Below are 18,147 nucleotides of genomic sequence, written 5' to 3'. Positions count from 1 at the left end.
TACCCCTGTAATACAACACGGGGATTTACAACAAACAGCATTGGAAGAATTGATAACTTTTAATAGGGGAAAAGCCCACAAACAGGATGTCAGTGAGTAAAAGGTCTAACCAACAATGGGGCCAAAAATGAGCCAGCCGTGATTGACTGACTCAAGGGAAGCTCTCTTAGTTACTTGATCGGAATATAGATTTCGGTTTTCAAATTCTCAGGTTTAGTTCGTCTTGGGTCTCGATTCAGGTACACCTCAAAGCATGGTTGGTCTCGCAGTTCAAACCCACTGTCTGGTAGCCATTTTAAGAGTAAATAGCTGTAAGCTTCAGAGAGTTTCTCGTAAGTACCTTTGTGCAAGGCCTTGGCATATTTGCCACCCAAAATTGTCTTGCGATCGATACCTTCAGCTAATTTGCCTGAAAGTTTAGATTCAAGACCGTTTTGCGAATGATAAGCCTAATACGATCAATCTCTATGATAAATGATCAGACGTTATTGGAAGTGCTCGAACTAAAATGCCCTCCGACAGGGATTGATAAAGTAATCACGTTTCTGTCGGTGCGGTCACTTTCTATTATCGCAAAACAGACCACGTAAGCTTTATAAAATAATTGTTATGATATCTTATGTGAAATGTTAATGATCACTCTTCGTTTAATAGCTTCACTAAAGCTATTAGATCTAAGATTAAATAGGCAAACCACCTAACTGATTGAATCATTGACGGATCCTGTTGATTTTATGATGAGAGAAGGTGGAGCGAGTGAGTAGTCATGTCTCCGAGGTGATAGAAAATAAAGACAGTTTTGAACGCCCGTTTTCGATCAAAATCCCGCGTCGCAAGTGGTTTGGTTGGAAAGGCATTGAACTGCGCTTGGTGTTGGCATTGGCTATGTTATCGATGACCACCATCTTCCTTTCGGTTGTTTCTAGCTTTACTTTTGACGATCTGAACCAACGCCTCGTTGAATTAAAAGAGAGTGAAATCCCCGCCTTAGATAATGCTGCACGCCTCAATGATATGGTGCGTGTGATTATCACGACCTCATCTCAGCTCAGTGACGCTGAATCGAATATAGAGCGTAAGCAGGCGATGCTCAAAATTGAAGAGGCCATTTCAGTGATGAATAGCGTTATGGTTCAGTTTCCTGATTATCACGCCTATTTTAAAGATCTTATCGCCCAAGTTAATAATAGTCTGAGCCTGTTATATCAAAGTGAGATTGAGTCAGAACAACTCAATCAAGAACTTCGTAATTTGCTTGAAGGCTTTTATCCTCTATTGCAACAAGCCAGTGATTCACTCGATAGTTTACCTGAGTCAGCTAAAGATCAAATCCAATATACTCAGTTGAAATCTCTGCTTTATTACCAATTAGGCTTGGTAGAGAAGCTGTATAACGACTCAAGCTTTAATGAGCTCGATTACACCAGTTACCGCTTAGAGCAAGTTGGGGAAGAGTGGTGGAAGCTCTGGGTCAGTGGTGATTTAAGAAGTGATTTTCCTGAATTAGATCATCAACTCACGGTGATTTATAACCTCGCTTCAAGTGATAGCAGCTTGTATGGAGTAAAAAACAAAGCGCTCGATCATCTCTATCAAGAGCAATACTTCCTGCAAAACAGCCGCGAGCATTTGAACCAATTAACCGTGCAGATCGAAAGCAACACCAGCAAGGTGAATAGCAATATTGATCAATCGATTCAGCAAGCGCAGCTGTCTTTACAATCGAATCAGCAACTCTCTCTTTTTCTTTCTCTGTTTAGCGTGTTGGCTGCCGCTGCCATTTCGTGGTTCTACGTGCGTAAGAGTATTTTAGAAAGGCTTTTACAGCTCAAAGACAACATGTTCGCGATTTCTACCGGTCATCTAGATACCGAAGTGTCCATTCGTGGCAAAGACGAAGTGACGCAAATGGCCAAGTACCTAAAGGTATTCCAGACCACGGCCAAAGTCGTTAAGCAAACCAATCGAAAATTAGAGGCAGAGGTTGAAGAACGCACCTTAGCCGAAGCCAAACTACGAGTGACTCAAGACGAGTTAATCCAAGCCGGAAAATTAGCCGCGTTGGGACAATTAAGTGTCGGGATCACGCATGAGATCAATCAACCTCTGACCGCAGTAAACAGTCACGTTAGAAGTGCTCAATTATGGTTAGGTAAGCAAAGGCCAGACAGGGCAGAAGAGAACCTAAAAAAGATCGAGATCTTGTTAGACAAAGTGGCTGCGATTACTCGTCACCTAAAGGCCTTCTCACGTAAGAGTGATGGCAAGATTGATAACGTTGAATTGGATAAGGTTGTCGGTGATGCGATTGACCTGTTTGAAACCAGACAGAGCAAGGTCTCGATTCAGTATTCACCACAAAGCGACCAGATGGTTCGAGCCAACAGCATTCGCTTAGAACAGGTATTGGTGAATTTGATCAGCAATGCTCTGGATGCCGTTGAGCACAGAGAGCAACCAGAGCTCAGCATCTCTACTCAAGAGCATTCGAATACCATTCAGATTTTGGTGATGGACAACGGGTTAGGGATACCTGAAGAGGATATTCCGCATCTGTTTGACCCATTTTATACCCGCAAGACAACAGGTAAGGGGCTTGGGCTCGGTTTGTCTATCGCATACAACATCATAAAAGACTTTGGCGGCTCGATTCACGTGGAATCAGTTGAACACCAAGGCACCACTTTTATCGTCACTCTACCAAAAGGCATTGCCTCATGACTGCAGAAAAACACATAGTTCTTATCGATGATGAAATCGATGTCGTTGAAGCCGTGAGTGAAATGTTGGAGCTAGAAGGGTTTAGTGTCACCACCTTCACTGATCCCAACCTTGGCTTAAAGTCGCTTAAAGCGAACAGTCAGTCGGTTGTGTTGTGTGACGTGCGCATGCCGAAAGTGGACGGTTTGACGTTGTTGAGCTCAATCCAACACCGTGCCCCGAATGTGCCCGTTTTATTGATGAGTGGCCATGGCGATATCCCAATGGCGATCGAAGCGATGAAGCTTGGCGCTTTCGATTTTCTAGAAAAACCGCTTAATTCGAGTGAGCTGGTGGAGAAGCTTGATTTGGCGATTACCCAATGTCAGCAAAGTTGCCCAGCAGCTACAGACGGTGATGAGGAGGCTGAGTTACCGATTGAATCTGTGGTTATTGGCCAATCAAAAGCGATGGATACGATACGCAAGCAAGTGCTAGCACTGTCTCATACCGGTGTTGATACCATCATCAACGGCGAAACTGGAACGGGCAAAGAGGTGATTGCTCGCGCATTGCATCAATTTAGCCGTCGTAAGGCGAAGCCGTTTGTCGCGATTAACTGTGGCGGCATGACAGAAAGCATTATCGAAAGTGAGTTGTTTGGTCATGAAGCGGGCTCGTTTACTAGTGCCAACAAGAAACGCATTGGCAAAATAGAACAAGCCAATGGCGGAACTCTGTTTCTTGATGAAATCGAAAGTATGCCAATTGCGGTGCAAATTAAACTGCTGCGCGTCATTCAAGAACGAATGATAGAGCGCGTTGGTGGTAACGAGTTAATCCCGGTCGATATTGTGGTGGTAGCCGCCAGCAAAGCTGATCTTGCGAGCTTGAGTGAAAAGGGGGAGTTCAGAGCCGATCTCTTCTATCGTCTTAATATTGCTAGCTTAAGCCTTCCTGCATTGCGTCAACGCAAAGAGGACATTCAGGTGCTGTTCCGTCACTTTGTGATTCAAGCGAGCCACAAATATAAGACGCGCCCATCGACGATTTACCCTGAGCAGGTACAGCAGCTATGTCGGCATGAATGGCCGGGTAACGTTCGTGAACTACGTAATGTCGCTGATCGATTTGTGTTGGGTATCGTCGGTGATGGTTTCGATCTTCAATCGCCAATTTGTGAAGCATCCGGAGAAGATTTTGCTTTTGAAAAGCAGATGGAGCAGTACGAACGAAATGTTCTGACGGAAGCGCTAATAGAAAGCGCTGGCAACATCAATGAGGTCTCAAGCAAGCTGAACCTGCCACGTAAAACGCTTTATCGAAAAATGAAGAAACACCAATTGGATAAAGAGAGCTTCAAGGCCTAACTGGTTCATTCATTCGCTTAATAAAAGCACAAGACAACAATGACCCATTTAACTTTTAGTCGAATGGTTAACCGTTTCAAGTAATTGTAATAAAAGGGCTTTAACATTTGGCACAATGCATGCAATTACTACATTGTGGCATACGTTCACATGAGGTTATTCGGTGCTAAGTCAAAATATATATGACAGCTATCTATATATGACAGCGATCCAACACTGAATGATCGAATAAAGGAAGTTAGAAAAATAATTGCTTGTTGCAAGGAGATACAAACATGAAGCAAATACTGAAAGGTTCGATTGCTCTGATACTAGGTGTGAGCTCGATGACGGCATGGGCTGCAACAGAGTCAGCTGACTTAGGTCCTCGCCCCCTGTTTTTAGTGAACAATATGGATGAGAGCCCTTTGAAAACCAAGCTGTTGAGTTGCAGTGAAGGACCTTTTCACCGTAGTGATTTTTCTATTGGACATCGCGGAGCTGCGATGCAGTTTCCTGAGCACACCAAGGAATCCTACTTAGCAGCGATTCAAATGGGCGCGGGCGTAGTGGAGTGCGATGTCACTTTTACTAAAGATAAAGCGTTGGTATGTCGTCACTCGCAAAGTGATCTACACACCACAACCGATGTTTTGGCGCATCCAGCTCTCGCTAAGAAGTGTTCAACACCGTTCACGCCTGCCAACCTAGCGACAGGCGAAGATGCGCAGGTTGAGTGTCGTACTTCTGATTTCACGCTAGCGGAGTTTAAGACCCTGAAAGGGAAAATGGATGGTGCGAACCCAAAAGCAACCACTGTCGAAGAGTACATGAATGGCACTCCTGGCTGGAGAACCGACCTTTACAGCCAAAGTGGAACACTGATGACACACGCCGAAAGTGCGGCATTGTTTAAAGAGCACGGCGTTAAGGTGACTCCTGAATTGAAATCAGCGGCGGTTGAAATGCCTTTCAATGGCTTTAGCCAAGAGATGTACGCGCAGAAGTTAGTGGATGAACTGAAAGAGGCGGGCTTTGAGCCTTCGGACACTTACTTACAGTCATTCAACTTGGATGATGTGAAGTACTGGGTTAATGAGACGCCTAAGTTCGGTAAGCAAGCCGTTTACCTTGACGACCGTGTCTATGAGCAAGCGGACTTTGTCGCGTCTGTTGAAAACATGAAAGAGCTGCACGATGCGGGTGTGAATATCATCGCGCCACCTCTGTTTGCTTTGGTTGAGTTAGGTGAGAACAACGAATTGGTTGCGTCTAACTACGCAAAACTGGCAAAAGATGCTGACCTTGAGATTATTGCATGGACACTTGAGCGTTCAGGCCCGCTAGCGCAAGGCGGCGGTTGGTATTACCAAAGCGTGAAAGATGGCATCAACAATGATGGCGACATGATGAAAATGCTTGATGTACTGGCGCAAGATGTTGGTGTTATGGGCGTATTCAGCGATTGGCCTGCAACGGTGACTTACTACGCTAACTGTATGGACAGTGACGCTTAGGCTGTTGTGAGCTTCGCTTTACATCGATAATTATAGCGTTTGTATAGAGAGCACTTAGCCAAAGAACAATAAGAGAAAAAGCAGTGAACCAAAGAGCCTTCGGGCTCTTTTTTTACCACCGAAATTGGCGGGACATAAATGACCCAAATAGGGCCTTCTTGGTTGGACAGTAATGACACAAAAGTAATTTTCCAATTTGGAGTTTTGTTTAAGCTGTTGAAATTAAACAAATTAAAAGGTGGCACAAAGACTGCAGTAGCGAAGGTGACTTTCAACAATAAGTAAAAGTAAGGTTTGAATATGAAAATCAGTGTTAAAGGACTGTTAATCGCTAGCTCATTACTACTTCCTTCAATGGCTATGGCAAGCGACTGCTCTAGTCGTGGTGTGTTAGACGATCGATACTGTGATGAAAACCAAGATTTGGTCGCCGATTCACCAAAGAATCCAGATGAGTGGAATGACCCAAGTACGCTTGTGTTTACTTACACGCCAGTAGAAGACCCAGCGTTGTATAAAGATGCGTTTGCGGATTTCCAAGCTCACCTAAGTAAAATTACAGGTAAGCGAGTGATTTACTACACGGTGCACTCAAACTCTGCACAAGTAGAAGCGATGCGCTCTGGTCGATTGCACGTTGCAGGTTTCTCTACGGGCCCAACAGGCTACGCAGTTAACTTAGCAGGTTACGTTCCAATTGCGGTGAAGGGAGATGAGTCTGGCTTTCAAGGCTACAACCTAATCACGATTGTGCGTAAAGACAGCGGCATTAACAAAATGTCTGATCTGAAAGGCAAAAAGGTTGCACACACTTCTGCATCTTCCAACTCTGGCAACCTAGCTCCACGTGCGTTATTCCCAGCGAAAGGCCTAGTGCCAGATGAAGATTACAAAGTGCTTTACTCAGGTAAGCATGACCAATCGATTCTAGGCGTTTTCAACGGAGACTATGATGCGGCACCTGTGGCATCGGACGTGTACGATCGCATGGTCGCAGCAGGTCGTGTCGACGATTCTGAACTGAAGATCATCTACCGTAGCCCACGCTTCCCAACGTCGGCATTTGGCTATGCTTACAACCTAAAACCAGAACTGGTTGAGAAGATCAACGAAGCTTTCTTTAGCTACCGCTTTACACCAGAAATGAGCGCATCGTTTAAAGGTGCCGACCGTTTCTCGCCAATCAGCTACAAAGAAGAGTGGGATGTGATTCGTGATATTGCTCATGCGACAGGTACGGCTTACACCAAAACTGGCCTGAAGAAGTTGGCTGAAAAAGATGCGGCTAAACGCGCGAAGAAAAAAGCCGCTGAGCTAGCAAAACAAGCAAACAACGGCTAACTCTTAGCTCTGTTGGAAGGCTAAGTTTTAGAAAGACTTAGTTCTTTAAATACTTACCTTAACTAAAAATCTATGCCCTCGCGGGTAGGGCATAGATCATTCTAAAATTCGCACAAGGAAATGCAGTATGGCCGTAGCAAGCTATGAAGGAATAAAGATAAACAACCTTTTTCACGAATATGTGGCAGGCAAGCCAATCCTTAAAGGCATTAATATTGATATCGATGAGCCAGGCATCATCGCGATCATTGGGCCATCTGGTACCGGTAAAAGTACGCTTCTGCGCTGTATCAACCGCCTCAACGATCCAAGCCAAGGTGAAATCATTTTTGATGGGGCAGACCTGACTCAATTGAAAGGTCAAGCGCTGCGTAAACAGCGTCGACACATCGGCATGGTGTTCCAAGAATATAACCTCGTGGAACGTTTAACGGTTATCGAGAACGTGTTAAGTGGCCGTTTAGGCTATATGACCGCTTGGAATGCATGGCGTCGTAACTACTCTGCGCAAGACTTAGCCAAAGCGTTCGAATTGCTCGAATTTGTGGGCCTACAAGACTTTGCCAACCAACGTGCCGACAGTTTATCGGGCGGTCAAAGACAACGTGTTGGTATCGCTCGCGCCGTTATGCAAGACCCATATATCTTATTGGCGGATGAACCAACGTCATCACTCGACCCAAAAACAGCGGTTGAGATCATGGAGTTGATGGAGACATTCGCAGAACAGAAAAACATTCCAGTGTTGGTGAATATCCACGATGTGAACTTAGCCAAGCGTTATGCCAAGCGCATCATCGGCATGTGTAACGGTAAAGTGCATTATGACGGCAGCCCTGAAGGTATTTCAGAAGAAGACCTAAAAATTATTTATGGGGGTGAGTCATGGCTGGATTAAACCCAAGCTCGTCGCCAAGTATTCCATCAAGCGCATCGCAAGCGAAGCATGAAAATCCGTTCAAAACCTCATGGACTAACCGTGCAATTATCGCTGCAATCATTGGCTACCTGTTTTACAGTTTCTCGACGCTAGGGCTGACCTTTGATCGTTTGGTCATCGGTTTTGGTGAAAGTGAGCGGTTACTATCAAGAATGTTCCCGCCAGATTTCTCGCGTACTAATCTACTGCTAAGTGGCTTAGCGGAGAGCTTACAGATAGCGATCATTTCGAGTTTCTTCGGCATCATCATCTCATTGTTTCTTGGCTTACTTGCCGCAAGAAACATGATGCCTTCGATTGTATCGACACCTATTCGTGGCTTCATCGCACTGTGTCGTTCTTTCCACCCAGTGATCATTGCCATTCTATTTGTGAAAGCGGTGGGTTTCGGTGCCCTTGCTGGGATCCTGACTTTGGTATTCGCATCGATTGGTTTTATTGCCAAGCTTTTTGCTGAAGCCATTGAAGAGATCTCTTTTAAACCAGTTGAAGCGATTAAAGCAACGGGGGCGAGCTTTGTCAGCGTCATTCTGTACGCGGTGATGCCTCAGGTATTTACTCGTTTCATTGGCTTTGCTAGCTACCAGTTGGATTCAAATCTACGTAATTCAACCATGGTTGGCATTGTGGGGGCGGGCGGCCTTGGCGGTACTCTTTTCTCTGCATTCCAACGTTTTGACTACGACTTCGTTGCCGCTATTTTGATCACCATTATCGCATTGATTCTTGTGGGTGAATTTCTTTCCAATATTGTTAGGAGAATCTTCTAATGACAACTGCATCTATCGATAGAGAGTGGCAGCGCTTTACACCCAACGAACGTGTGGCTCGATTTGCCGTTTACCTTAGCCTTGTGTGCGCCATCGTGTGGTCTTGGCAAACCGTTGAAGTGATTCCTGAGTTCCTATACGACGCACCAGCGCAGTTTGCTGATATGTTCGAGCGTATGGTGCCAATGGATTACGCCTTCTATCCTGAGTCGATTCACGCAGCGATGATTGAGACACTGCACATCGCGACGTTAGGTACCTTGTTTACCTTGGTATTTGCTATCCCTTTGGCGCTGATGAACGCGCCAAATATCACTCCGAATAAAGCTTTGAACTGGATTGCTCAATTCTTTCTCGTGTCTTCACGTTCTGTGAACTCATTGGTTTGGGCATTGCTGTTCATCGCACTGTTTGGCCCCGGTGTTCTCGCAGGCATTATGGCAATTGCTATTCGTAGTATCGGCTTTGTAGGGAAGCTGTTAGCGGAAGCAATTGCCGAAGTGAACATGGGGCCTATTGAAGCTTTACGCGCGACAGGCGCTTCTTGGATGAGCGTTTTACTTAAAGGTTATTGGCCACAAGTGATGCCAGCGTTCTATTCCATCGTGCTGTTCCGTTGGGATATCAATGTACGTGAATCTGCGGTACTGGGTTTGGTGGGCGCGGGTGGTATTGGCGTGGTGCTAAACGATGCTCAGAACCTTTTTGAGTGGCAAAAAGTTTCGATGGTATTAGTGAGTATCTTCGCAGTGGTTATCGTTGCAGAAGCTGTGGTGATCCATATTCGTAACAAACTCATATAAACATATGGTGCAATGCAGCGTGTTTTGTGTGATGTGTCAAAGTTAAGAGCTTATCTAGCATTTTGAAGCTCAAACGACCCTAGGTACTTCGGTCTACCTAGCGGTCGTTTTTTTATGTTGTTTGAATAGGCAGAAAGCTTGTTTAGACAAGGATGGTTAGCTTTTCGCTGTCTCACTTTTAAGCGTCAGAAGTGCATCCACAAATTCTGCAAACCCATAGCCACCCGGTTGTGACATCACCTTGCTTGGATGATGATCTAGTTTATCCCAATAATGCTGAATGTTAGCCACGCCAACGGTGAGCGGTAGTGATTCGAACATCTGTTGATCATTCATTGAATCGCCGACATAACACGCTTGCTTGTGGATTTGTTCAAGCGATAGGCCTTTATTAGCCAGAAAACGATGTACTGCGTTTTTCTTTGAGTGTTCGCCATACCAAGCATTGATATGAATCGAACTTGCCGTCGCGTGTGCGCCTAAAGCATGTATTCTTTCAAGTACCACTTGCACTATTTCAGGGTCAACAGGTTCACGGTTTTGGCCGATATCAATCGCGACCTCACACAAGCGGTAAGATTGGTCCAGAGTTAGGGATAGATCTGGGTAACTCGCCAAGATCGCTTCAACTTGTTGTTTTAGCTTGGTTTGGCTCTGGCGCACTTGCTCTAGTGGTGTTTCCGATGAAAGCTGTAATGCGCCATCTTGTTTCTCTAATAAGAAGGCGCCGTTCTCTCCAAGCACGGCATCGACAGGCCATAGTTGTGCAATATGATCACACCAACCCGCACAAGCGCCAGTCACCGCGACCACTTTGATTCCATTGTCTCTTAGCTTTTGTAACGCAATCAAGGTTTCAGGAGGGAGTGAACCTTGCCAAGTGAGCGTGTCATCGACGTCGGTTAATACCCATTCGATGTGCTTCCAGTTATTGCCTAGTTGGTGTTCCATCTAAAAACTCACTATTCCATTGATTGTGTCGCTTAGAGTGAGCAGTTCGTCGTTAAACGTCTACACTCAGTGTTGCTAATTAATGCTGAGCTGTGTTTAGAAAACACAATGCTTAGCAAAGTCTCCCGCTTCATTGGCAGTCCAGTCGCCTTTCGGTTTCTCTTTCATATCAGTACACCAAGCTTCACTGCCCACTTCTGTACAGGCCATAAGTTGAGTCGCGAGAAATAGAGTTAATGCGATTTTTTTCATAATAAACATTCCTTTCTTGTTTAAATTTTTGTTTATAACTGTATCAAATACTACTAGGGCGTGTTGACCTTTCGTGGTTAAAGTTTGTTAAAACGTTAAAACGTTAAAACGTTATAGCGTTGGACTTGGTTCTAAGGTAGGAGGCAAAGGGGAAGACAGTCGCGATAGCAACAATCAAAGTGATTGATAGATCGAGCTATAGATCGAAAAAGCCAGCAACGCATGCTGGCTTTGGAATTCTTGTGCGCTTCTATTCGTCAGTGCGCTTTAACTATTCGTCGAGTTATACCAGTTTCATCTCTTGGATGATGTCTGAAGCAATTTCTGGCTTCGTGCTCGTTGGTTTCTCGTGTAAGTCTGATTTCAATTGTCCCTTACGGTTACTTAGGCCTGCTTCAAGTTTCTTGAGTGCTGAAGCGATAGCTGGATACATAACGTCATCTGTAGCTTTTGCGTTTACACGTACACCTTCGTAGTTGGTGAACACTTCAACCTGGTGTTGACCATGTTCTTTTGTGATGATGATGTCGCAGCTGATCAGTGATGGGAAATGGTTAGATATCTTCTCGAATTTACCTTCGATGTCTTTGCGTGACTCGTCGTTAATTGATACATGATGTGTTTGAACATTTATTTTCATAAATCATACCTTTCCAATGACTGTGTCATTTAAACGTAGCAAACATCGGTTAGTTTAACCAACTGCGAAATAGCACATGTGTGATTCACTTCAGTGTTATCAAATAATCTCCCTTTACTCCCTTGAAAGTCCGAAGAACTGATCGCATATTATGTTTCGTGTTTTCAATACATGTTCAAAAATACCTCACTCGCGAAGCATTCCTCTAATCTACCTTGCCAGCCTAGGTTTTATCGCCTTAACCAAACGTCAGCTCAAATACTTATTCTAGTTTAAGTTTTATAAATCATTGCTAGTTTGATGCCGATAATGCTTTCTTTTTAAATCACGGCAGTTGATATAAAAAGTGTGGTTTATATAAAAAAGCAAAGCTCCGTGAATGCGACTATTGAATAAGGCAACTCTTGGCTGCCCTTATAGCGCCATCTGGTTTTAGCGATAGCTATTCTTCAAATTGGTAAGAAGAGGGCACCACAATGACGCCTTGTGTCGATATGTGAAAGCGTTTAGCGTCGGCAAGGTTATCAATACCGATTTGGGTGCCATCTGGCACTTTGACGTTCTTATCTATGATGCAGTTTTGTATGTGGCAATTTTTCCCAATCTCAACATCTTCAAACAGAATACTATCAATCACAATCGCGGCATTGCTGACTTTCACTTTAGGGAAGAAGATAGAGTTTTGCGCCGAACCTCCTTCAATCACCACGCCATTCGCTATCATCGAGTTGATGAATATTCCTTGGTTTCCTTCTACAGAAGCAATGGTTCGCGCAGGCGGAAGTTGCGGCTCGTAGGTGCGAATCGCCCAATCTGGTTGGTATAAATCGATAGGTGAGGCTGGCTTTAACAGATCCATATTAGACTGGTAGTAAGAGTCGATAGTACCCACATCTCTCCAGTACGCATCTTGGGTCACTCGGCCTTCTTCGTCGCCAAACTTATACGCGTAAACACTGTTGTTGCCGACCAATTTAGGAATAATGTCTTTACCGAAATCATGGCTTGAATTCGGATCTTCGGCATCCGCCAGTAGCGCTTGTGTTAATACCTCTTTATCAAAGACGTAAATACCCATTGAAGCCATGCTTCGAGTCGGCCTACCGGGGACACATGCAGGGTAACGTGGCTTTTCGGTAAAGTTATTGATTTGAAGAGACTCATCTATCTCCATCACACCAAATTCTTTGGCTTCATCAATCGAAACCTCCATGCACGCTACGGTTAAATCGGCCTCGTTCTTTTTATGTTGCTTGAGCATTGGCGCGTAATCCATGCGATAGATATGGTCGCCTGATAACACCACTACATGCTTAGCTTCGCTACGAGAAAGCAGATACAAGTTTTGATAAATCGCATCGGCAGTACCGCTATACCAACTATCACCTGTACGCATTTGTGGGGGGACATTGGTGATGTATTCGCCGAGCTCGGGGTTAAGCACCGACCAACCATCTCTTAAATGTTTTTGTAAAGAGTGAGATTTGTACTGAGTCAGCACCAAAATTTGGCGCAGCCCAGAGTGTAAGCAGTTCGCGAGCGTGAAATCGATGATTCGATATTTACCGCCAAAAGGTACCGCAGGTTTTGCACGGTTATCGGTAAGGGGAGAAAGCCGAGAGCCTACACCGCCGGCCAGAACGATTGTTAGAGTGTCTTGCATGGTCAGAACCTCAATGTATTTATGATTATGAACATAGACCTGCAAGCGTTGAGCCAAATGTAACTCATTGAATATTAAGCGAGATGAGAATGAATTCTGCGAGATTGCACCAAGTTGATGCGTACGAGGTATTGGCTTGCTCTATTTTGATCCAAATAGATCCGGGCAAGATGAATGGGGTAAATTAACAAAATGACGCACGGGAAAGTTGCATTACAAAACTGTCAATAAAATGAAGCGATAAAGTGATCGAGTCGATGTAAATTTACACAAGTGCTCACAAGTTTTCACAAATTGATTTCCATCAATAAAGTAGGGTTATTATATGCTACCTTGCACGCAAAATAAGAAATGATTACTCATTCACCAATAACGATTAAGCCCTCAAAAGGAAATTATAATGAAAAAAACAGTATGTGGTATTGCGGTTATTGCGGCTCTTATGTCAACTAGTGCTTTTGCTCATAAAGAGGGTGATTTCATCATCCGTGCTGGTGCCGCAATGGTGTCTCCTAACGATAGCAGTGGAGATGTTTTGGAGACATCGGGTTCAAAATTTGGTGTGGATTCAAACACCCAACTTGGATTGACATTTGGCTACATGTTTACAGACAACATCAGTCTCGAGATTCTTGCAGCGACGCCGTTCTCCCATACAATTTCTACAAACCATGGTGGTTTAGGTGATATCGCCGAGACAAAACATTTACCACCAACCTTGATGGTTCAGTACTACTTCGGCGAAGCAAACAGCAAGCTCCGCCCTTACGTAGGTGCTGGTATTAACTACACCGTATTCTTTGACGAAGAGCTTAGTGGTGCGGCTAAAGATGCTGGTTTAAGTGACTTGTCCCTTGATGATTCGTGGGGACTGGCTGCGAATGTTGGTATGGATTACATGATCAACGACGACTGGTTTTTAAACGCATCCGTCTGGTACGCAGATATTGATACTACAGCCAAGTACAAGGCTGGTGGGAAACAGTACTCAACAGACGTTGATATTGATCCATGGGTATTCATGATCGGTGGTGGTTACAACTTCTAATCAACATCTTTAGTTTGTTAAAAGCGCTCAAGCACCAGCCAGCTTGGGCGCTTTTTCTTTTGATCAACAACCTCATAAACAACGCAAGCAAATCATGCATGAGTAAAAATTGATGTGGCGATTGCAATCATCGTTACCACGAAAACAAAAGCGCCACTACTTACTCAGTAGTGGCGCTTTCTATTTAATTTTCATGAATATATGCGTGATAGATTAGCTTCTATGGTTGTTGCTTAGTTGGTGCTAGAGCAATCTCACGGATACATACATTCTGTGGTTGTTGGTAAGCGTACGATACCGCGCGTGCAATATCGTCAGCAGCCAATACGCCGCCCATGTCTTCTTTCCAAGAATCGTAACCGTCTTTGATCTCTTGAGATGTAGTGTGAGACAGAAGCTCAGTCTCTACAGCACCCGGTGCGATAGTGGTAACGCGAACATTTGAAGCTGCTACTTCTTCACGAACGTTCTCAGAGATAGCGTGTACCGCGAATTTAGTACCACAGTAAGCAGCGTGGCTTGGGAATGTTTTCTTACCCGCGATAGAGCTGATGTTGATGATAGTACCTGTGTTGCGTTCCATCATCGGCGCAAGTACAGATTGCATGCCGTTTAGAAGGCCAATTACGTTCACATCGAACATAGTCTTCCACTCTTGAGCGTCTTGAGTATCGATTTGACCAAGAAGCATCGCGCCAGCGTTGTTAATTAGTGCGTCTACAGGACCAAATTTCTCTTCACCCTGTGCGATTGCTGCATCAAAAGACGCTTTGTCTGTTACGTCTACTTTCACAGATAGAGAGTTTGGTAGGTTAAGCGCTTCAAGGCGGTCAACACGACGAGCTAAAAGTAGAAGAGGGTGACCTTCATCGCTTAGACGACGAGCGATTGCTTCACCAATACCAGAGCTTGCACCTGTAATTACGATTAGTTTTTTCATTTTATTTCCTCTGTACTTTTATTGCGTCGGTTGGCTACGACGTATTGTTTAAGTGCATTCGAATCAAGTGCTTGTTGCCTTGCTTCGTTGCGATGGAGGTATATTAAGGAAAATATCATTGTTGATATATAGCGCTTTACTTGAAACACTGTTGCTGTGGTGCAACAATAAGTCCATTAACTTCATCACTTTTTTATTTCACAAGTAAGCTGGCGACCATGCTCAATCAAATTAACCTGTCTGATATTCGCTCCTTCGTGCTTATCGCTCGTTTAGGTAACTTCACCAAAGCGGCGGAGGAGCTTGACGTGTCGCGCTCCCACGTATCACGCCAAGTGAGTAGCTTAGAAAAGCAGATGGGTGTGACGCTTTTTATTCGCACCACTCGAACTTTGAGATTGACGCACGCAGGGCAAGATCTGTACGCGAGATGTGAACAAGCCTTAGATAATATAGACCAAGCTCTGATTGCTGCTGTGGATGACGTCGAAGAAGTACGTGGCGACATAAAAGTAAACTGTGTTGGCGGTTATTTGGGTGAGGTGATCATCGCGGATCTAGTGAATGAGTTTATGCAGCTCTACCCAGACATCAGTATTAGCCTTGATTTTAGTAGTAACCGAGTTGACTTGATTGAAGATGCATTCGATATCGCGTTTCGTATGGGAAGCCTTGAAGACGCGGGCTTTATCGCAAGAAAGCTATTGGATATTGAAATGGGAACACTCGCCAGCCCCGAGTATTTCACTCGCAAAGGAAAGCCAAATCACCCTAAGGATCTTGTCCATCATGATTGCTTAACGGGCTCGGTGCGTAAGTGGAGCTTTCAAGCGCTTGATGACACAAAGAAAACACTCGATGTGCATGTGACGGGCAGACTGCAATGTAAGAATGGACGAGTGTTAGTACAGGGTGCGAAATCAGGTAACGGAATTATTCGCGTTCCAACCATCTATTGTTTACAAGAACTCAATGACGGGCAACTGTTGCAGGTGTTTGATGAGTGGGTGGTGCCGAAAGTGGACTTTTCAGCGATCTACCATCGAGACCGCTATCAACCAAGCCGAATTCGAACCTTCATTGATTTTGTGAAAGGTCGCTTTGAGCAAATGCCAGTTAGTTAAGCGCTGCGTGCTGTCTTCCGTCTTCCTTCTTTTGTCTTCCGTTTTTTGGCAATAGTTGGACTGGCTTGAACTTACATCTCGTCGATTTCGTTTTGTAGGTTTTCCAGCTGGTCTAGAATCAACAAGAATTTCTCACCGAACGGTGTCACTTGGTATTCAACTCTTGGTGGCAGTTCGTTGAACATCTGCTTATCTAAAATCCCAAACTCCACATTTCGCTTCAAACACTCATTCAACACCTTGGTCGACAACCCTTCGACTGAGCGCACCATTTCACCGGGGCGATTTATGCCATTTGCCAGTAATTGGTAAACCGTTAGCGACCATTTACAGCCGTAGATGGTTTCGACCATACGAGCGGAACGCTCTGGCGCTGATTTTCTTGAAAAAAAGTTTTCCTGATTTTTCATAAAGATGTACCAATAAGTACCTACCTAACCGATTTGTACTTACTATTCATAGTGTTAGTTCAAAGCCTAAGATTACCACGTTCACATGACTTAGGAGATAACAAAATGAACTTCACTAAAAATGGTATTGCAGTAGTAATCGGTGGCACAAGCGGTATGGGCTTTGAAACAGCGAAGCAGTTAGTCGCTCAGAGCATCCATGTGTTGGTGGTCGGCAATAACCCAACTAAGTTAGGTAAAGCAGTGGCAGAATTGCAATCGTTAGGTCACGCTTCAGGCTGGCAAGCTAACCTTTATGATGATGCGAGTGTATCCCGCCTTATCGAACATCTTGAGTCGTTAGATGAAGGTATTGGTTACCTTGTGAATGCTGCAGGTTACTTCAACCCTAAAGCGTTTATTGAGCACCAAGAATCTGATTACGAGCAATACATGCAGCTTAATAAAGCAACCTTCTTCATTACTCAAGCGATAAGCAAGTTGATGATCAAGAACGGCGGTGGCAGTGTGGTTAACGTTGGTTCTATGTGGGGTAAGCAAGCAATCAAAGCGACGCCATCTTCAGCCTATTCAATGGCTAAAGCTGGATTACACGCTTTAACACAGCATATGGCGATGGAGCTTGCGGACCACAATATTCGTGTTAATGCAGTTTCTCCGGCTGTCGTTAAAACGCCGATTTACGAATCTTTCATCAAACCTGAAGAAGTGGATCAAGTGCTAGAAGGTTTTAATGCGTTTCATCCAATTGGTCGAGTAGGTCTGCCGAAAGACATCGCCAATAGTATCTCTTTCTTACTGTCAGACAGTGCAGATTGGGTAACGGGTGCAATCTGGGATGTTGATGGCGGTGTGATTGCTGGCCGCAATTAATTAGGATTCTTTTTAGGTGGCTGTCGCGTAGGCAAAATAGCAGCGAGATGCCCTCCTTGATCAGTATTCGCGTAGAATAGAAACGAGAAAGACAACAATAATAATTAAAACGATAACAAGAGTAAGGTCGCCATTATGTTCAATATGGACTTTTCAAAGAGACTGGTTATAGAAACCGAGACATTAGATTGGATCGCGAGCCCTGCTATAGGGGTATGGCGCAAGCCGCTTGAAAGAGAAGAGAAAGAATCAGGTCACACGACCAGTGTTGTGAAGTACGATCCTGAATCTTCGTTTTCTGAGCACCCGCACCCACAAGGCGAAGAGATCTTCGTATTAGATGGTGTGTTCTCAGATGAAACTGGAGATTTCCCAGCAGGCACTTATATCCGTAATCCCCCGGGCAGTGCACATTCTCCATCAAGCAAAAATGGCTGCACGATCTTGGTTAAGCTCAACCAGTTTGATGCGAGGGACTTAACTCAAGTTCGCATTAATACTCTAGAAACCGAGTGGCTCCCGGGCACTGGTGGCTTACAAGTGATGCCACTGCATGAATTCGAACACGAGCATGTCGCGTTAGTGAAGTGGCCGGTTGGCGAACGTTTTCAGCCACATCGTCACTTTGGTGGTGAAGAGATCTTTGTATTGTCGGGTATTTTCAAAGACGAGCACGGCGAGTATCCAAAACACACATGGATGCGCAGCCCTCACATGAGCGAGCATTTCCCTTATGTGGAAGAAGAGACGGTTATTCTAGTGAAAACGGGTCACTTGCCGTTGGATTAAAGGAATGCTCAATATAAAGATGAGAAAGCCGCATTGT

18 protein-coding genes are annotated in these 18,147 nt (G+C 44.6%); 11 read left to right on the top strand and 7 right to left on the bottom strand.

The genetic code is table 11. The features are described from left to right. Positions 1–170 precede the first annotated feature (170 nt). Entirely contained in the window at positions 171–350 is a 180-nt protein-coding gene (locus Q5H80_RS21165; protein WP_369809728.1) for a GyrI-like domain-containing protein, read from the bottom strand. Positions 351–747: 397 nt separating this feature from the next. On the opposite strand from Q5H80_RS21165, the gene Q5H80_RS20000 reads away from it, so the two are divergent. The 7 genes from Q5H80_RS20000 to phnE (Q5H80_RS19970) all read left to right on the top strand — a co-directional run bounded on the left by Q5H80_RS20000 (position 748) and on the right by phnE (Q5H80_RS19970) (position 9,420). After that, positions 748–2,721 carry an ATP-binding protein gene (locus Q5H80_RS20000; RefSeq protein ID WP_304569888.1) on the top strand — a complete coding sequence of 658 codons (1,974 nt, stop codon included), beginning with the start codon at positions 748–750 and terminating at the stop codon, positions 2,719–2,721. Next, positions 2,718–4,070 carry a sigma-54 dependent transcriptional regulator gene (locus Q5H80_RS19995; RefSeq protein WP_304569886.1) on the top strand — a complete coding sequence of 451 codons (1,353 nt, stop codon included), beginning with the start codon at positions 2,718–2,720 and terminating at the stop codon, positions 4,068–4,070. Before Q5H80_RS20000 ends, Q5H80_RS19995 begins: the two co-directional genes overlap by 4 nt. 275 nt (positions 4,071–4,345) lie before the next feature. Beyond that, on the top strand, positions 4,346–5,566 hold the full coding sequence (locus tag Q5H80_RS19990; RefSeq protein WP_304569885.1) for a glycerophosphodiester phosphodiesterase family protein: 1,221 nt from the start codon (positions 4,346–4,348) through the stop codon (positions 5,564–5,566). 300 nt (positions 5,567–5,866) lie between these two features. Further along, entirely contained in the window at positions 5,867–6,907 is a 1,041-nt protein-coding gene (gene phnD, locus Q5H80_RS19985) for a phosphate/phosphite/phosphonate ABC transporter substrate-binding protein (RefSeq protein ID WP_004732989.1), read from the top strand. A 127-nt stretch (positions 6,908–7,034) separates the two neighbouring features. After that, on the top strand, positions 7,035–7,805 hold the full coding sequence (gene phnC, locus Q5H80_RS19980) for a phosphonate ABC transporter ATP-binding protein (protein WP_004732991.1): 771 nt from the start codon (positions 7,035–7,037) through the stop codon (positions 7,803–7,805). After that, positions 7,793–8,617: a phosphonate ABC transporter, permease protein PhnE gene (phnE, locus tag Q5H80_RS19975; protein ID WP_304569881.1), complete on the top strand. Its 825-nt coding sequence runs from the start codon at positions 7,793–7,795 to the stop codon at positions 8,615–8,617. Before phnC ends, phnE (Q5H80_RS19975) begins: the two co-directional genes overlap by 13 nt. Beyond that, complete coding sequence (gene phnE / locus Q5H80_RS19970) at positions 8,617–9,420, top strand: phosphonate ABC transporter, permease protein PhnE (RefSeq protein WP_009846258.1); 804 nt, start codon at positions 8,617–8,619, stop codon at positions 9,418–9,420. Before phnE (Q5H80_RS19975) ends, phnE (Q5H80_RS19970) begins: the two co-directional genes overlap by 1 nt. A 156-nt stretch (positions 9,421–9,576) precedes the next feature. Here the strand turns inward: phnE (Q5H80_RS19970) and Q5H80_RS19965 are convergent, their stop codons facing one another. The 4 genes from Q5H80_RS19965 to glgC all read right to left on the bottom strand — a co-directional run bounded on the left by Q5H80_RS19965 (position 9,577) and on the right by glgC (position 12,926). Then, positions 9,577–10,371 carry an HAD-IIB family hydrolase gene (locus tag Q5H80_RS19965; RefSeq protein WP_304569880.1) on the bottom strand — a complete coding sequence of 265 codons (795 nt, stop codon included), beginning with the start codon at positions 10,369–10,371 and terminating at the stop codon, positions 9,577–9,579. Between the two features lie 96 nt (positions 10,372–10,467). Continuing rightward, positions 10,468–10,623, bottom strand: a complete 156-nt coding sequence (locus tag Q5H80_RS19960) for a DUF3012 domain-containing protein (RefSeq protein ID WP_304569878.1) — start codon at positions 10,621–10,623, stop codon at positions 10,468–10,470. 283 nt (positions 10,624–10,906) lie between these two features. Further along, entirely contained in the window at positions 10,907–11,263 is a 357-nt protein-coding gene (gene hpf / locus Q5H80_RS19955; protein ID WP_009846260.1) for a ribosome hibernation-promoting factor, HPF/YfiA family, read from the bottom strand. A 442-nt stretch (positions 11,264–11,705) separates the two neighbouring features. After that, positions 11,706–12,926 (bottom strand): glucose-1-phosphate adenylyltransferase, encoded by a 1,221-nt coding sequence (gene glgC / locus Q5H80_RS19950; RefSeq protein ID WP_304569877.1) that lies wholly within the window; start codon positions 12,924–12,926, stop codon positions 11,706–11,708. Positions 12,927–13,326: 400 nt separating this feature from the next. On the opposite strand from glgC, the gene ompW reads away from it, so the two are divergent. Next, positions 13,327–13,974, top strand: a complete 648-nt coding sequence (gene ompW, locus Q5H80_RS19945) for an outer membrane protein OmpW (protein ID WP_304569876.1) — start codon at positions 13,327–13,329, stop codon at positions 13,972–13,974. 220 nt (positions 13,975–14,194) lie between these two features. On the opposite strand, the gene Q5H80_RS19940 is transcribed toward ompW, so the two are convergent. Further along, on the bottom strand, positions 14,195–14,914 hold the full coding sequence (locus Q5H80_RS19940; protein WP_102559799.1) for an SDR family oxidoreductase: 720 nt from the start codon (positions 14,912–14,914) through the stop codon (positions 14,195–14,197). 218 nt (positions 14,915–15,132) lie between these two features. Between Q5H80_RS19940 and Q5H80_RS19935 the strand changes: the two genes are divergently transcribed. Next, entirely contained in the window at positions 15,133–16,038 is a 906-nt protein-coding gene (locus Q5H80_RS19935) for a LysR family transcriptional regulator (protein ID WP_304569873.1), read from the top strand. 71 nt (positions 16,039–16,109) lie between these two features. Here the strand turns inward: Q5H80_RS19935 and Q5H80_RS19930 are convergent, their stop codons facing one another. Continuing rightward, positions 16,110–16,448, bottom strand: coding sequence for a helix-turn-helix domain-containing protein (locus tag Q5H80_RS19930; protein ID WP_004733017.1), 339 nt, complete (start codon positions 16,446–16,448; stop codon positions 16,110–16,112). Between the two features lie 105 nt (positions 16,449–16,553). Here Q5H80_RS19930 and Q5H80_RS19925 point away from each other — a divergent pair, with 105 nt between their 5' ends. After that, positions 16,554–17,321 (top strand): SDR family NAD(P)-dependent oxidoreductase, encoded by a 768-nt coding sequence (locus tag Q5H80_RS19925; RefSeq protein WP_304569867.1) that lies wholly within the window; start codon positions 16,554–16,556, stop codon positions 17,319–17,321. 135 nt (positions 17,322–17,456) lie between these two features. Then, complete coding sequence (locus Q5H80_RS19920; protein ID WP_304569865.1) at positions 17,457–18,110, top strand: cupin domain-containing protein; 654 nt, start codon at positions 17,457–17,459, stop codon at positions 18,108–18,110. Positions 18,111–18,147 lie beyond the last annotated feature (37 nt).

This window comes from Vibrio sp. SNU_ST1, assembly GCF_030563405.1.
Lineage (GTDB): Bacteria > Pseudomonadota > Gammaproteobacteria > Enterobacterales > Vibrionaceae > Vibrio.
This window is presented reverse-complemented; position numbering and strand designations above follow the sequence as displayed.